This is a genomic window from Limimaricola sp. (assembly GCF_016125575.1).
Classification (GTDB): domain Bacteria; phylum Pseudomonadota; class Alphaproteobacteria; order Rhodobacterales; family Rhodobacteraceae; genus WGLM01.
The window spans coordinates 533371-548158 of the sequence record NZ_WGLM01000004.1 but is presented as its reverse complement, the minus strand read 5'-3'; the positions used below and the strand labels follow the sequence as shown (position 1 = coordinate 548158).

Annotated in this window: 11 protein-coding genes and 1 other RNA gene; 6 read left to right on the top strand and 6 right to left on the bottom strand. The window is 65.1% G+C overall.

Annotation, left to right across the window (positions count from 1 at the left end; all coding sequences use genetic code 11):
* Positions 1-12: 12 nt before the first annotated feature.
* Positions 13-969: an NAD(+) diphosphatase gene (gene nudC, locus GC146_RS09655; RefSeq protein WP_291837450.1), complete on the bottom strand. Its 957-nt coding sequence runs from the start codon at positions 967-969 to the stop codon at positions 13-15.
* Between the two features lie 101 nt (positions 970-1070).
* Here nudC and GC146_RS09650 point away from each other — a divergent pair, with 101 nt between their 5' ends.
* Positions 1071-2942: a bifunctional 2',3'-cyclic-nucleotide 2'-phosphodiesterase/3'-nucleotidase gene (locus GC146_RS09650; protein ID WP_291837448.1), complete on the top strand. Its 1872-nt coding sequence runs from the start codon at positions 1071-1073 to the stop codon at positions 2940-2942.
* On the opposite strand, the gene GC146_RS09645 is transcribed toward GC146_RS09650, so the two are convergent.
* Entirely contained in the window at positions 2939-4312 is a 1374-nt protein-coding gene (locus GC146_RS09645; protein ID WP_291837446.1) for a M24 family metallopeptidase, read from the bottom strand. The two genes, GC146_RS09650 and GC146_RS09645, sit on opposite strands and share 4 nt — an antisense overlap.
* A gap of 83 nt (positions 4313-4395) precedes the next feature.
* Between GC146_RS09645 and ffs the strand changes: the two genes are divergently transcribed.
* Positions 4396-4494, top strand: an RNA gene (gene ffs, locus GC146_RS09640) — signal recognition particle sRNA small type.
* 17 nt (positions 4495-4511) lie between these two features.
* On the opposite strand, the gene GC146_RS09635 is transcribed toward ffs, so the two are convergent.
* The 4 genes from GC146_RS09635 to GC146_RS09620 all read right to left on the bottom strand — a co-directional run bounded on the left by GC146_RS09635 (position 4512) and on the right by GC146_RS09620 (position 9720).
* Complete coding sequence (locus GC146_RS09635; RefSeq protein WP_291837444.1) at positions 4512-4898, bottom strand: response regulator; 387 nt, start codon at positions 4896-4898, stop codon at positions 4512-4514.
* Complete coding sequence (locus tag GC146_RS09630; RefSeq protein ID WP_291837442.1) at positions 4891-8091, bottom strand: PAS domain S-box protein; 3201 nt, start codon at positions 8089-8091, stop codon at positions 4891-4893. Before GC146_RS09630 ends, GC146_RS09635 begins: the two co-directional genes overlap by 8 nt.
* 316 nt (positions 8092-8407) lie before the next feature.
* Positions 8408-8767 carry an Hpt domain-containing protein gene (locus tag GC146_RS09625; RefSeq protein ID WP_291837440.1) on the bottom strand — a complete coding sequence of 120 codons (360 nt, stop codon included), beginning with the start codon at positions 8765-8767 and terminating at the stop codon, positions 8408-8410.
* A gap of 2 nt (positions 8768-8769) precedes the next feature.
* Positions 8770-9720 carry a response regulator gene (locus GC146_RS09620; protein WP_291837438.1) on the bottom strand — a complete coding sequence of 317 codons (951 nt, stop codon included), beginning with the start codon at positions 9718-9720 and terminating at the stop codon, positions 8770-8772.
* Between the two features lie 661 nt (positions 9721-10381).
* Between GC146_RS09620 and GC146_RS09615 the strand changes: the two genes are divergently transcribed.
* The 4 genes from GC146_RS09615 (at position 10382) to GC146_RS09600 (ending at position 14751) form a co-directional block, all read left to right on the top strand.
* Positions 10382-12124 carry a DNA polymerase III subunit gamma/tau gene (locus GC146_RS09615; RefSeq protein ID WP_291837436.1) on the top strand — a complete coding sequence of 581 codons (1743 nt, stop codon included), beginning with the start codon at positions 10382-10384 and terminating at the stop codon, positions 12122-12124.
* Between the two features lie 59 nt (positions 12125-12183).
* Positions 12184-12528, top strand: a complete 345-nt coding sequence (locus GC146_RS09610) for a YbaB/EbfC family nucleoid-associated protein (protein WP_291837434.1) — start codon at positions 12184-12186, stop codon at positions 12526-12528.
* Positions 12529-12605: 77 nt separating this feature from the next.
* Complete coding sequence (gene recR, locus GC146_RS09605; protein ID WP_291837432.1) at positions 12606-13199, top strand: recombination mediator RecR; 594 nt, start codon at positions 12606-12608, stop codon at positions 13197-13199.
* 103 nt (positions 13200-13302) lie between these two features.
* A complete protein-coding gene (locus GC146_RS09600; protein WP_291837430.1) occupies positions 13303-14751 on the top strand; it encodes a serine protease in 1449 nt (482 codons plus the stop codon).
* Positions 14752-14788 lie beyond the last annotated feature (37 nt).

Below are 14788 nucleotides of genomic sequence, written 5' to 3'. Positions count from 1 at the left end.
CCGAGTTTCGGGTCAATCCAGCCGATCTGCAAGCCAGTTCCGCAGCAGGAAATGAGCGATTGCGCCGCTGCGGGCGGGCTTGATGCGCGGATGGGCCCCGGCAAAGACCTGCACCATTTCTTCACGCCCGACCCAAAGCGCGTCTTCCAGTTCGACCGGGTCGAGGGTGATTTCGCGGGTTTCGGCCCGGCCTTGGCAGCCGAACATCAGCGATGCCGGAAACGGCCAGGGCTGGCTGGCGAGGTAGCCCACAGGGCCGACGCGCACGCCGGCCTCTTCCCAGACCTCGCGCCGCACCGCGGCCTCGATCGTCTCGCCCGGTTCGATGAAGCCTGCCAGCAGCGAATACATACCCTCAGGCCAGCCCGGCGAGCGGCCCAGCAGCACGTCGTTGCCATGGGTGATCAGCATGATGACCACCGGATCGGTGCGGGGAAAATGATGGGTGCCGCAGGCAGGGCAATCGCGTTGCCAGCCTGACTGCACCGGCTGGCTGGCCGCGCCACAGCGCGCGCAGTAGCGGTGGCTGTCATGCCAGCCGACGATCGCGCGCGCGGTCGCGGCGCATTCGGCGTCGAGCGGGGACAGCCGCGTCATCACCCCGCGCAGCTCGACAAAGACGTGATCTGCGGGCAGGTCCGGATGGTGCTGCTCGGACGGATCGAAGAAGCCGCCCAGCGTGTCGGGGTCCGCCACGGCGGGCTGCCAAGCCGAAAGATCCACGGCAAAAAGATCCTCGCCCGCGGCGCGGCCGAGGTAGAGGGGTGCCTCGTGCCGCTGCGCCAGCGCCGGGTGGCCCAGCGGCAGACGTGCCAGCCTGTCCCGCGCCTCGCCGATCACCAGCGGCTTGCCACGCCAGAGCACGATCGTTTGCGCCAAGGGCCCAGCCTCGGCCGACGCCTTGCCCCGTTGTTCCGCGGCTCGGTCAAGCCCGCCGCCGCCGAAGGTTACTGTTTCCGCGATCTTCATGGCGCCAGCCTTGGCACAGGGTCGCGCAAAGGGCAAAAGCGAAGTGGCGTTTCGCCTTTCTCTTGGCCCTTTTCGCCCTATGGTCGAGGCAATTGCACGAGATGCGCCGCAAGGACGAACGCTTGGCCCAGCTTGCCCCATTCGAGATCGACCCGGCACGCGGACAACTGCACTTGCGGATCATGGCGACGACAGACCTGCACGTGCATATCCTGCCCTACGACTATTTCGCCGATGCGCCCGCGCCGGGACTGGGGCTGGCCAGCGTGGCCACCATGGTACGGACCTTGCGCGCCGAGGCACCGGGGAGCCTGCTGCTGGACAACGGGGATTTCCTGCAGGGCACGCCGATGACCGACATGCTGCGCGAGGCCCCGATGCCGGACGGCACGCCGCATCCGATGATCGCGGCGATGAACACACTGGGCTACGACGCGGCGACGCTGGGAAATCACGAGTTCAACTACGGGCTGGATTTCCTGCAGGCGGTGATTGGTGACGCGGCATTCCCCGTGGTCTCGGCCAATATCGCGCGCGATCTGGGTGCGACGCCGGGCGAGGACCACCTTTTTCGGCCGCCTTGGGCGTTAGTTACGCGGACTCTGCCCGCGCCGGATGGCAGCACTGCGGTGATCAAGGTGGGTGTCATCGGCTTTGCGCCCCCGCAGATCACGCGGTGGGACAAGCAGCAGCTCGCCGGCAGAATTGCGATGCGCGACATCGTCGAGGCGGCGCAGGCGCATGTGCCGGCGCTGCGCGCGGCGGGGGCCGACGTGGTGGTGGCGCTGGCCCATAGCGGCATCGGCCCCGAAACGGCCACGCCGGGGATGGAGAACGCGGTGATCCCCCTGGCCCGGATGGCCGGGATCGATGCCATCGTCGCCGGCCACAGCCATGCGCTGTTTCCCGCACCGGGAGCCGAGGGCCGGATTGGCGAGATGCCGGTGGTGCTGCCCGGATCGCTCGGCTCGCACCTTGGGGTGATCGACCTTGCGCTGGAGCGCGAGGGCCCGCGTTGGAGAGTCGCGCGCTCAAGGGCCGTCGCGCTGCCGCAGGACGGGACCGAACCCGACGCGGAGATCGTCGCGGGCGCGGCGGCGGCCCATGCCCGGACGCTGGCCCATATCCGCGCCCCGCTGGCCGAGGTGACGGGGCCGCTGCACAGCTATTTTGCCTGCGTCGCCAATGATGCGGGGCTGGGCCTTGTCACCGCGGCACAGCGCGAGGCGGTGGCGCGCGCGCTGACGGGCAGCGCATGGGCGGACCTGCCGCTGCTGTCGGCGGCCTCGCCCTATCGTGCGGGCGGCCGGGGCGGGCCGGAGGCCTATGTCGACATCCCGCCGGGACCGCTGGGGATGCGCCATGCCTCGGCGCTTTACCCCTTTCCCAACCCGCTGACGGCAATCCTTGTCGACGGGGCGCTGCTGCGCGACTGGCTGGAACACGCGGCGGCCATCTTCCTGACGCTTGTTCCCGGCGCGGCGGACCAGCCGCTGATCGACCGCGCGGCGCCGGTCTACAATTTCGACGTGATCGCGGGGGTCAGCTACGCGATCGACCTGTCGCAGCCTGCGCTTTACGGACCCGACGGTCAGCCGCTGGGTGACGGGCCGGGGCGCATCCGCGACCTGCGCTGGAACGGCGCGCCGGTGACGACCGGCCAGCGGTTCGTCGTCGCCACGAACGGCTATCGCGCGGCCGGGGGCGGCGGGTTTGCCGGGCTGGCTGCGGCCGAGGTGGTGCTAGACAGCCCGCAAGGCGCGCGCGACGCCATCGTCGACTACCTGCGGCAGGCGGGCCGGATCGCGCCGCGGATCGAGACCGACTGGCGCTTTGCGCCGCTGCCCGGCACCAGCGCGGTGTTCGAGACCGGGCCGGGCGCGATGGCGCACCTGACCGCGGTGCACGACCGGCAGCTTCAGCCGCTAGGGCCCGGCGCGGACGGGTTCGCGCGGTTCCGCCTGTCGCTTTAGAGTGTGATCACCGCGTGCGGGTCGAATAGCCAGGGCGCGACAAGGCCGCAGGTATCGGCCAGCGGCAGCAGCGCCTCGGGCACGGCAAGGCCCAACCTGTCGCGCATGAAGGCCGCGCGCGCCGCGCAGCGGGCGGCGACGTCGGGATGGGCCGCGGCAAGCGCCGCGCGCAGCGCCTCGTCGGAGATGACAAAGCCGTCCTCCATCCGCGTCGAGCCATAGACGGGATGGCCGGGGATCACGTCCGACTGCATCGCCATGCCGGACCGCAACGGCAGGTCCGATCCCGCAAAGATGGGCGAAGAGATCCATTCGTCATCGCCGATCAGGTGGCCGGGATTGAGCGTGACACCGAAGGTTCCATGCGGCAGCAACGCCATCATCCGGTCCCAGACATCGCCGCCGGGCGTGCCGGGCACCATCATTTCCATCCAAGCCGACATCGCCGCCACATAGGGCCCGGCAAAGGCGGAAAGGTAATCGCGCGCATCGGGCGGCAGGTCGTCCGGGCCGGAGACCAGCCAGCCCGCGCGGCAGATGTTGGCGCCCCAGTGGCAGATGTTGAAGGATACCGGCTGGCCGCGGCGCAACACCTGGCCCGTGGGGCCGGACATGCCCTGCGCGGCGCGGGCCCCCGTGGCGAAGGTGACGTGACAGCCCAGCGGCAACCCGCCAAGGCCCGCCGCCGGCACCGCCGCGAAATCGCTCATCCCCTCGCGCAGGGCAAAGACCATGCGGCGCAGCGCGCTGGCCGCCATGTGGTTTGCAAATTCCAGCCGGGCGATGTCGTCCGGCCCCACCGTGCAGCGCAACCCGTAACCGGGATGCATGAAGAGATCGGTCGCGTTGTGCACGCGGGCGGCACGGGCGCGCAGGGGATCGGCCAGGAAGGCGGGCAGGTCCAGCGCGGTTTCGGGGGCGTCGACCTCGCCCGCAGCGAAATACTTCCATCCCGCGGCGCCCAGCGTTCCGCCGGGCGGCAGCGCCTGCGCGATGGCATCGGCAAGCCGGATGCCCTGCCGGGGCTGCGAGATCAGCGACAGGCTGGGGCAGTGCAGTACGGCAATGTCGCCCGCGACCACAAGCGGCGAGATGCGCGTGTAGGGCAGGCATTCGTTGCCGGCCAGCAGGTGTGCGGCATCGGGCGTCAGGATCAGCAACGCCTCTTCGAAACGCGGATCGAACCCGGTCAGCCAGCACTGGTTGGCGGCATGTTCGCGGTCGCCGTAGATTGCCAGCGCATCCAGTCCGCGTGCGGCCATCGCGGCGCGCGCCGCCGCCAGACGCCCGCGCAGCGCGGCAAGGTCCGGTGCGGGCGGCAGGGCGGGCGTGCCGTGGTCGGGCCAGTCGATATGGATCAGGCGCGCCATCGGTTCCTCCCGCACGATTTCGCCCGCAGCCTAGCCGCGCCTCGCCGCTTGCGAAAGCCGCCGCGCGGGCCTATATGCAGGGTCGAGAGGTTGGCGCGGGCAGGCACCTCGCCAACCCGGTCAGGTCCGGAAGGAAGCAGCCGTAACGAGCCCCGCTTGGGTCGTTGTCCAGCCTCTCACCTTTCCCCTTTCGTGATGATCAGGCGTCAACGCGCGTCCAGATCTTGCGCAATTCGTCGGCAAGGGTCATCGGGTCGAAAGGCTTGGTCAGGACAGCTGCGGCACCCATCGCGTAGAGCCGATCGACGTCGCTGGGGTTTATCTTGGCTGTCATGAAAACCATCGGGGTGTCGGCAAAGCCGGGCTGACTGGACAGCTCTTTCATCGTGGTGGGACCGTCCATATCCGGCATCATGACGTCCAGCAGGACAAGCTGCGGCTTGCTGGCGGCAGCATGCGCCACGGCCTCTGCGCCGGACTGAAACCCCTTCACGGTGAATCCACCCAGCCGCGACAGGGCCAGTTCGATCAGCAGAAAGATGTCGGGGTCGTCCTCGACGAAGACGACGGATTCAAGATCAGACATGATCGGCACCTTCCCGTGGTGCTAAGGTTGCGACGCCCGGTGTCTCGGGTGTTTCCGATTCCGCGACCAGCGGGAACTCGACCCAGAATTCGGCGCCCTTGCCGTTTTCCGAGACAAGGCCCACCTGCCCGTCCATCCTGTCGGCCAATTCGCGCGAGATCGCCAGACCAAGGCCCGACCCGCGATGCTTGCGCTGATCGCTCGTGTCCAGCTGGGCAAATTTCTTGAACAATAGCGATTGCTTGTCTTCCGGCACGCCGGGGCCCTCGTCGAACACGCTGACGCGGGCATGGGTGTCGCTTGTCGAAATGCGAACTGTGACGCAGGTTCCGTGCCCCGAGAACTTGACGCCGTTCGAGATGAAGTTGGTCAGGATCTGGATCGCGCGGGCCGGATCGACGTTGACCCAGACGGAAGGCGGCACCTCGTCTTCGACGACAAGGGTCACGCCATACTTGTCCGCATAAGATTGGTTCAGCATCACTGCCTCGTTGACGATCTGTGCCAGCGGTTGCGGGGTCATCCGCACTTCCATCTTGCCTTGGGTCAGCTTTTCCAGGTCAAGAACCTCGTCAACCATCGCGCCAAGGCGCTCGGCATTGGTCAGCGCCGCACCGACCATGATCTGCGCCTTTTCCTCCAGCGGTCCAAAGACATTGGCGTTGAGCAATGACAGCGTGCCCCGGATCGAGGTCAGCGGCGTGCGCAACTCGTGGCTGACCGTCGCGAGGAATTCGGATTGCATCCGCTCGACCTTCCGCCGTTCGGTAATGTCGCGGATGATGCCGATAAAGAAGCGGTCGCCGCCATCGACGATCTCGGACACGGCAAGTTCGATCGGGAAACGCTCGCCGTTGCGGCGCACCGCCTCCAATTCAGTCACGCGTCCAACCATCTTGGCAGGACCGCCCTGCAGGTAGTTGCGGATGAAATTTCCGTGCCGCGCGGCGTGGTCATTGGTCATCAGTATGCCGACGGATTGGCCGATGACCTGCTCGGCCCGGTGGCCGAAGATCTCTTCCGCGGCGCGGTTGTAGGAATTGATGCGGCCCCGGCTGTCGATCGCGATGATCGCATCGAGGATATTGTCGATGATCGCCTCGGTATGCTGGGCGGCGCGCCGCAACCGCTCGCGGGCCTGTCGTTCGTCGGTCACGTCCCGGGTGATGCCAGTGACACGCAGCGTGTCGTCGCCCTCGCGCACCGCGCGCGCGACCGATGCCAGAATGCGCTCGCCCCGCTCGGGGTGGGAAAGACGATATTCGAAGGTCTGGTCGTTGGGGCGAACCTCGCGCAGGCTTTTGAAGAAGGCGCCGATCTTGCCCACATCATCCTGATGGACCCGCCTGATCCAGTCTTGTGAGATGTCGTCGGTCGGCGACATCCCGTGCAGGCGGAAATTCTGGTCGTTCCACTCGATCCGGCCGGTAGCGGTGTTGACGGTCCAGATGCCCAGTTCAGCCACTTCCGCGGCAAGGCTCAGCCGTTCCAGCGAATCGCGCAGCGCGATGTTGGTGCGTCGCCGCTCGGTAATGTCGTTCTCGATGGCGATGTAACCGGTGTGGTTACCTTCGGCATCGAACATCGGGTTGCAATGCACCTCGATCCAATAGGGCGTACCCAACTTGGTGTGGTTGAGAAGCTCGACGTAGAAGCTGGTGCGCCGTTCGAGGCTGGTACGCATATGCTCGCGGATCTCGTCGGGCGGGGGCACCTTTTGCAGGATCTTGCCGGGGATCTGGCCGCGCATTTCGTCCAGACTATAGCCGGTGATCCGCGTGAAGGCGGCGTTCACCCATGTCACCCGGCCGTCGCGGTCGGCAATGATCACGCCATTGGTCGTCTGCTTGGCCAGTTCCGACATCGTCTGCAATTCGGCCGTGCGACGGCGCACGCGTTCTTCGAGCGAGCGCGCGAGTTCCTCGCGTTCGCGGAAGGCGCGGGCAAGATTGCCCGACATCCGCCACATCGCGAAAAGCATCCGGTCATATTCGACGATGTTGCTTTGCTGCAGTGCGGGGGCTGGTCGACCGGCAACGAGTGCGTCGGTCATTTCCTCGCTGACGCGCACCACACGGTCCAGCGGCGCGACCATCCAGCGGATCAGCCCGGTCGACAGCATCAGAACCGTGGCCACCGCGACAGCCAACAGCATTAGGTAACCCCGCCCTGCGGCTTCAAGATCATCAATCAGGGGGGCCGCGTTGAACTCGACCCACAGAGATTGCACACCCGGAACGCCCTCTGTCTGCATCGACATCAGGTAGACACCTTCACGGTCGCGCGTCAGCGAGGGCATGTCGCCGTTGGGCAGCCAAAGAAGGTTGCCTGCGACATCGTTTCCCAGCGTGCCCGTTAACGAAAACCCCTTCGTCGTGCCGAAGATGTCCTGATGCGCGCCACTGGGCGCGATCGTGGCGACGGAAAAATCGCTGATCGCACCGTAGCCATCGCTGACCGTCGCGACGAGGTCGCTCAGTTGCTTTTCATAGATCGCGCCAAGCTGGTCGGGCGGAATGCCCTGCCGCAGGGCGACCTGCGTCACAAGGCCCACCGTCGACATCAACGATGTCATCCCGTCGGCCTTGCGGTTGTAATCGGTGCGGCTTTCAACGGTGATCAGCGACGCGCAGGAGGCGATGGCCACGAAGGCCATCATGTAAAGGACCAGCGAGCGGACCTCGATCTTGGGCAAGCGGTGGCGCAGCGCCGGCACGGCGATGGTCAGCATCGCCAGCAGCAACCCGGCCAGAACGGCGTTGAGAACACCGTTCACGCCCTGTTTGAGCGCGATGAAGGCCGCGGAACCGGAACTCATCCCCAACTGGCCGGTATAGGTCAAGAGAACCAGCGGCATGCCGACGAACAACCAGTAGGCAACGTCTGCCAACGCCAGGTTTTCCACCCGTCGGGACAAGAGCCACACAAAGATGACCTCGACTCCGAAACTCAACATCGCGAAGGGATGACCCCAGGCGAAATAGGTGTAGGTCGATCCGACCAGAACCACGAAAAGTGCGGGAAGGACGCCGAAAATGCGCAGTGCGATCAGCGCCGCGATCGAACCGAAAACAAACGAGACCGAATTGAAGAGCGGAAGGTTGAGGTAGAATCCCGCGAAGCTGAGCGCGGCAAGACCGAGGGTTGCGGCAAGGCTGGACCAGAAACCGGTACCCGCGAGCACGGACAGCATGCGGCGCGACAAGCCCGAGGCACGACCTGACAGTCCGTCGGCAAGGCGACGGCCAGTCAGGTCTTGTGAGGTCGTCGAGTCATCCACGCGTCGGATTCATTTTCGTTGTAGAGACGTCCCCGTCTACAACCATAAGGTACGCCAGCAATCCGAAACGGTCCAGCGTTGCCATCGCGATTTGGGCGCACAAGCGAAAGACTGCTGTAACTAGTAACAATTTTTCCGCCTTTCGGATGATAAATGCGCCTTTCGTCACCGTTTGCGCCAGTTTTACCTACCCGGGAAGGCACGCGAACGGACGACCCGGCGAAGCGGCCTAGTCGTCGATCTTCTGTTCCATCAGGTCGAGCAAACGTTCGAGCGCGTCCATCGCCGCCGCGGACGGTGGATCGCTCGACGCGGCGATCTTTGGACTATGAAACGCCGCATCGACCGAGGCGGCAGTCCGGCCAAGGTCGGCATAACCCACCGATCCGGCGATCCCACTGATGCTGTGGGCGATATCGGCGATGCGCGCGACGGCCGCGCCGCGGCGCTCTGGCAATTCGAGTTGCCGTTTGCAGTCCTCGATGTCGAGAACGTAGCCGACTAGCCGATCCTGGAAGCGGACACGGATATCCGCCACCATCGCCGAAAGCGCCGCGTCATGATCGGTGCTGCCAGTTCCATGCGGCATGGTCAGGCCGTGATTGCTTGCCGGATCGCGGATTCACGCCGCTGCAATTCCTCGCTGCGGGCTTCGCGCGCGGCATCGACGGCACGAAGGATCAGCTCGGCCGGGTTGCCGCCGAACATGCGCGAATTGATCTGCGGACCTGACCAGACGTTGACCGGCCGCCACTTGCCCACGTGATCGACGATCTTCAGACCGTCCAGCTCCATCTCCACCACGTCGTTGAGCGAGTCCTGATCGAACGAATTGACCCGCGGCACGATCGCCACAAAGCTTCCGCTGCCAAGATAAGAGATCATCACGCCGACGGTGCGGGTTGCGCCAAAGATGGATTCTGCAACGCATTCAAGCATGTACTTGAAATCGTCCGCGCGCGAGCGGTGATAATGCGCCTCGACCCCTTCGATCTGGAACCCGATGGCGGCATGCATGAAGGCGTTGATGCGTGACATCTGCACCAGGTAATTGAGCAACGCGATTTCACTGATGAACCCGGGCACATCGTTGAGCGTGATCGCATCCTCGAGCGCGAAGGCGGGCTCTGTCCCGGCAAGGGCGCCGGCTGACAGACGACGGACCTCGCGGCGCTGCATCTGGGCCACGCGAAGGCGGGCATCCAGTTCTTCGCTGCGGATCGGCTTGTTCATGTAATCGGTCGCGCCCGCCCCAAAGGACCGATCGACATATTCCCTGTCGACCATCGACGTCAGCATGATGATCGGTGTCTCGACGTAATCGGTCAGGCCGCGGATGTGGCCACACAGCTCTACCCCGTCCATGCCGGGCATCCGGATATCGGACAGCACGCAATCATAGGGGGTCTTGCTGCGCTGGATCAGCGACAGCGCTTCTTCACCGCTGCTGGCGAAATCAGCCTGATCATAGCCCAGCTTCGGCAGGACTACCTTGAGCAAGCTGATAACAAGTTCTTCGTCGTCGACTGCGAGGATCCGCATTCCCAAAAACCCCCTGATACGCCACCGCGCCGGGTCCCTTGATTGGACAGAACCCACGGAGGCAAAGATGTGTTAAATACACGTAAAAATGGAATGTGGCATAAATTGGGCCCGGTCGATTTTACTGCGTCGGTCGGCCGGGTCCTGCCAAGATATCTGCCGAATTAAATTACACATCACGATAACTTAATGATTAGCCACGCATCTTGAGCCGCGAAATCTATATAGTATATTGATTTCATTTGCGTTTAGTCAGTTTTGAACAAGTGGGAGCGCTCGCCGCCCGTTAGTCTTCGCCCGGCCAAAGCGATGTACCGCGATACTTTTGACGGAGGACTCCGGAATTGGGAAACGTCCAGGCAATGTGACGCAGCCAGCCCAAACGGCGGCTTCATGAAGCAATATAATTGCTCTCAATCACACAGAATTCGTCTGACCGCGGCCCACTTCGCCGCCAACACGTTTCCACCATAGGTTGCGGCCGCGACATGGCAGCCGGCCTGCGCCGTGCAAGTAATTGGTCCGCAACAATTTCTGGCGCTGCGACAGCAATAATCGCGATCCGGCATTCAAGGATCGCCGCATTGTCGGCGCGCGAGGTGATGGACCTTGGCGGCGCGCGGCCCTACCCTGCCGCTGACAGCCCGAATCCAAAGTGCACATGACCGACGCCCCCGCCTACCAGATCCTTGCCCGCAAATACCGGCCCGAGACGTTTACCGATCTCGTCGGGCAGGACGCGATGGTGCGCACCCTGCGCAATGCCTTCGCCGCCGACAGGATCGCGCAGGCCTTCATCATGACCGGCATCCGCGGCACCGGGAAGACAACCACGGCCCGCATCATCGCCAAGGGCATGAACTGCATCGGCCCCGATGGCACCGGCGGCCCCACGACCGAACCCTGCGGCGTCTGCGAACATTGCGTGGCCATCATGGAAGGCCGGCACGTTGACGTGATGGAAATGGACGCGGCCAGCCGCACCGGCGTGGGCGATATCCGCGAGATCATCGACAGCGTGCATTACCGGGCGGCCAGCGCGCGCTTCAAGATCTACATCATCGACGAAGTTCACATGCTGTCGACCAACGCCTTCAACGCGCTGCTGAAAACGCTGGAAGAGCCCCCCGCGCACGTGAAGTTCATCTTTGCCACGACCGAGATCCGCAAGGTGCCCGTCACGGTCCTGTCGCGCTGCCAGCGCTTCGACCTGCGCCGGATTGAACCGGAGGTGATGATTGCGCTTCTGCGTCGAATCGCCGATGCCGAGAAGGCAGAAATTGCCGATGACGCGCTGGCGCTGATCACCCGCGCGGCCGAGGGCTCGGCCCGCGATGCCACCTCGCTGCTGGATCAGGCGATCAGCCACGGCGCGGGCGAGACGACGGCCGATCAGGTCCGCGCGATGCTGGGTCTGGCCGACCGGGGCCGCGTGCTTGACCTGTTCGATCTGATCCTGAAGGGCGACGCGGCAGGCGCGCTGGCCGAGCTTGGCGCGCAATATGCCGATGGCGCAGACCCGATGGCGGTGCTGCGCGACCTTGCCGATGTGACCCACTGGGTCAGCGTCATCAAGATCACGCCCGACGCCGCCGAGGACCCCACGATCGGCCCTGACGAACGCGCGCGCGGGCAGGCGATGGCCGCCGCCCTGCCGATGCGGGTGCTCAGCCGGATGTGGCAGATGCTGCTCAAGGCGCTGGAAGAGGTCTCGGTCGCGCCCAACGCGATGATGGCGGCAGAGATGGCGGTGATCCGCCTGACCCATGTGGCCGACATGCCCTCGCCCGAGGAATTGTTGCGCAAGCTGCGCGATGACCCAAAACCACCCAACGGGCCCGGGCCGGGCCAGGGCCGCACCTCCGCGCCGCAGGGCGTGACGGCTGCCCCGCCGCCCCCCGCACCGCGCAATGGCGGGTCGTCGGGGCCACAGGCACAGTTGGCCCCCGCCGCAGCCCCCGGCCCGATGGCACAATTGGCCCGGTTCGAGGACGTCGTCGCGTTGATCGCGCGCCATCGCGACGCGCAACTGCAGGTCGATGTCGAAACGGGCCTGCGACTGGTCAGCTACCAGCCCGGCCGCATCGAGTTTACCCCGACCGAAAGCTGCCCGTCCGACCTTGCCCAACGGCTCGGCAGCCGGTTGCAGACATGGACCGGCGCGCGCTGGGCCGTGAGTGTCAGCGCGGGCGATAGCGGCGCACCTTCGCTTGCCGAACAGCGTGATGCCGCGGCGCGCGACCTGACGCGGGCGGCAGAGCAACATCCGCTGGTGCAGGCCGTGTTGGCCGCTTTTCCGCAGGCACGCGTCACTGCCGTGCGCCAGGCCCGCAGTGAGGAATCCGTCATGGCCGAGGCACTGCCCGAGGTCGAGGATGAATGGGACCCGTTCGAAGAGGACTGAGCCCTTGCCGGGCGGGTTCGCCCTGCGTATCTCTGGCCACAAGCAACAAGGAGACGACGATGTTCAAGGGATTGGGCGGGCTTGGCGACATGGCCAAGATGATGAAGACCGCGCAGGAGATGCAGGTCAAGATCGCCGAGTTGCAGGACCAGATGCACACGATGCTGGTCGAGGGGCAAAGCGGCGCGGGCCTTGTCAAGGCCGTGGCCACCGCCAAGGGCGAGCTGAAATCGCTCGACATCGATCCGTCGATCTTCAACGGCAGCGACAAGGAAGTGGTCGAGGACCTGATCCTTGCCGCGATCAAGGACGCCCAGTCCAAGGCCGCGCAGCGCGCCGAGGACGAGATGTCGAAACTCACCTCGGAAATGGGCTTGCCCGCCGACATGAAACTGCCCTTCTGAGGGACTGCCGCCCTGCTTCATCTGGCCCCAAATACTCCCCCGCCGGAGGCGTCCCCATGCCGGGGCGAGGTGCAGGCATGAGCGAGGATACCCGTGATATCGAGGCGTTGATCGACCTGATGGCGCGACTGCCGGGGCTGGGCCCGCGCTCGGCCCGCCGCGCGGTATTGCACCTGATCAAGAAGCGCCGGCAACAACTGATCCCGCTGGCCGAAACGCTGGCGCGGGTGGGGGCCACGGCGCGCGAATGTGTCACCTGCGGCAATATCGGCACCGCCGACCAATGCGACATCTGCCGCAGCGAAAAGCGGGCCAATGGCCAGATCTGCGTGGTCGAGGATGTGGCCGACCTTTGGGCGATGGAACGGGGGCAGGCGTTTCGCGGCCGCTACCACGTGCTGGGCGGCACGCTGTCGGCTCTGGACGCGGTCGGCCCCGAAGACCTGCGTATCCCGCAGCTTGTCGCCCGTATCGCCGATGAAGGCGTGGGCGAAATCATCCTCGCCCTGCCCGCCACCGTCGACGGCCAGACCACCGCCCATTACATCGCCGACCAGTTGCCCGGCGTCACCGTCACCTCGCTGGCACAAGGCGTGCCGATGGGCGGCGAGCTTGATTACCTCGACGACGGCACCATCACCGCCGCCTTCAAGGCCCGGCGGGCGTTCTGAGCCAAGACCCATTTCGCAGGAAAAACATCGCGCGTCCGGACAAACCCGTTGACCGACAGGGGGCGAAGGGCAAACCTTTCCCACGGTGATGGGAGTTTCTGACATGTGGCGTTTTCTGGCGCTTCTATTGACCTGTGCGGTCGCATCATGGACCGCACCGCCTGCTCGCGCCAATGACTACAGCCTGCTCTGGCAGCCTTTCAACGCGAGTGCCTTCGCGCCGGATGACCGGCGAATGCTGCAAACGGCACTGGCCTACGAGGGGTTTTATACCGGCCTTCTTGACGGGGCGTGGGGCTCGTTCAGCCAGCGCGCCCTGCAGGCCTATGTCGATCAAAATTTCCCAAACACGCCGGTGGAAAATGCCCATGCGGCCGATGTCATCCTGACATTCCTCAAACCGCTGGCCGACGAAGGCTGGCAGATACGGTATTTTCCTGCCTACGCGCTGTCACTGCTCGTGCCGGAAAAGACCATCCGAACTGATCCCGGCTCGGATGGTTTCGCCAACTTCAGCACGGCGGGCGGTGCGCTGCGCATCTCGATGACGAGCGGCAGCCTGGCGCAGGCCCTGCGCCTGCACGATTTCACCCTGCGGTTCGGCACCGGGGCACATGAGCCCTATGTCGTGCGGAACGATCACCTGCTGATCACGTCAGTCTTCGCGGCTGATGGTCGGCCAATGTACACGCGCTCGGACAATCACGGCGGTTGGTGGTCAACAGTCATCCTGTCCTCCGACACAGCGGACAGAAACGTTGTCGGCATGGTCTCCTCCTCGATCGCAATGGGTGCCGGCAGGCCGATTCAGTTCGTCACCGGCGGGTTGCTTGACCAGTCGATTCGCACCTTGGCGGCACTGCTGGACGACCCAACGCTGAACGGTAACGACACGGCTGTGGCCAACAACGCCGGGCCGGGCCAGAGCGCGCCACCTGCTTCGCCGTCGTCGGGGTCGGGGTTCTATGTCGACGCGGGCGGTGAGGTGCTGACAAACGCCCATGTGGTGGAGGGATGCGGCCACATCTTTGTCGACCATGCTCCGGCAACGCTGGTCCAGACCTCAACCGAGTTCGACCTTGCCCTGTTGCGGACGCCGGCACCGACCAAGCAGGGCGTCGCGAGGTTCGCTCCGCAAACGGCGCGGCTAAACTCGGACGTGACCGTGGCAGGCTTTCCGCTTAGCGGCATCCTTGGCGGCCTCAACGTGACGCGCGGCGCCGTCTCCAGCCTGACCGGCATGGGTGGGAACGCGATTGAGATGCAGATTACAGCCCCGGTTCAGCCGGGCAATTCCGGTGGTCCGGTTCTGGCCGCGGACGGGTCTGTCGTCGGCGTCGTCGTGGCCAAGCTCAACGCTCAGCGCGTTGCCGACGCGATCGGCGACATTCCCCAGAATGTAAATTTCGCGATCCGGGGAGAGATCGCGAAACTGTTCTTGACTGTAAACGGCGTTCAGCCGGCAATGACCGTTGACGACAGCAGGCTTTCGCCCGAGGCGCTTGCCGACCTTGCGACCTCGTTCACCGTCTTCATCGAGTGCAACCCTTAGGAAGCCGCCCGCCTTCAAGGCCCGGCGGGCGTTCTGA

What these genes read in the sequence shown, in the direction of transcription:
- nudC (WP_291837450.1), bottom strand. Translation starts at nt 969, where the DNA reads ATGAAGATCGCGGAAACAGTAACCTTCGGCGGCGGCGGGCTTGACCGA.
- GC146_RS09650 (WP_291837448.1), top strand. Translation starts at nt 1,071, where the DNA reads ATGCGCCGCAAGGACGAACGCTTGGCCCAGCTTGCCCCATTCGAGATC.
- GC146_RS09645 (WP_291837446.1), bottom strand. Translation starts at nt 4,312, where the DNA reads ATGGCGCGCCTGATCCATATCGACTGGCCCGACCACGGCACGCCCGCC.
- GC146_RS09635 (WP_291837444.1), bottom strand. Translation starts at nt 4,898, where the DNA reads ATGTCTGATCTTGAATCCGTCGTCTTCGTCGAGGACGACCCCGACATC.
- GC146_RS09630 (WP_291837442.1), bottom strand. Translation starts at nt 8,091, where the DNA reads ATGCTGTCCGTGCTCGCGGGTACCGGTTTCTGGTCCAGCCTTGCCGCA.
- GC146_RS09625 (WP_291837440.1), bottom strand. Translation starts at nt 8,767, where the DNA reads ATGCCGCATGGAACTGGCAGCACCGATCATGACGCGGCGCTTTCGGCG.
- GC146_RS09620 (WP_291837438.1), bottom strand. Translation starts at nt 9,720, where the DNA reads ATGCGGATCCTCGCAGTCGACGACGAAGAACTTGTTATCAGCTTGCTC.
- GC146_RS09615 (WP_291837436.1), top strand. Translation starts at nt 10,382, where the DNA reads ATGACCGACGCCCCCGCCTACCAGATCCTTGCCCGCAAATACCGGCCC.
- GC146_RS09610 (WP_291837434.1), top strand. Translation starts at nt 12,184, where the DNA reads ATGTTCAAGGGATTGGGCGGGCTTGGCGACATGGCCAAGATGATGAAG.
- recR (WP_291837432.1), top strand. Translation starts at nt 12,606, where the DNA reads ATGAGCGAGGATACCCGTGATATCGAGGCGTTGATCGACCTGATGGCG.
- GC146_RS09600 (WP_291837430.1), top strand. Translation starts at nt 13,303, where the DNA reads ATGTGGCGTTTTCTGGCGCTTCTATTGACCTGTGCGGTCGCATCATGG.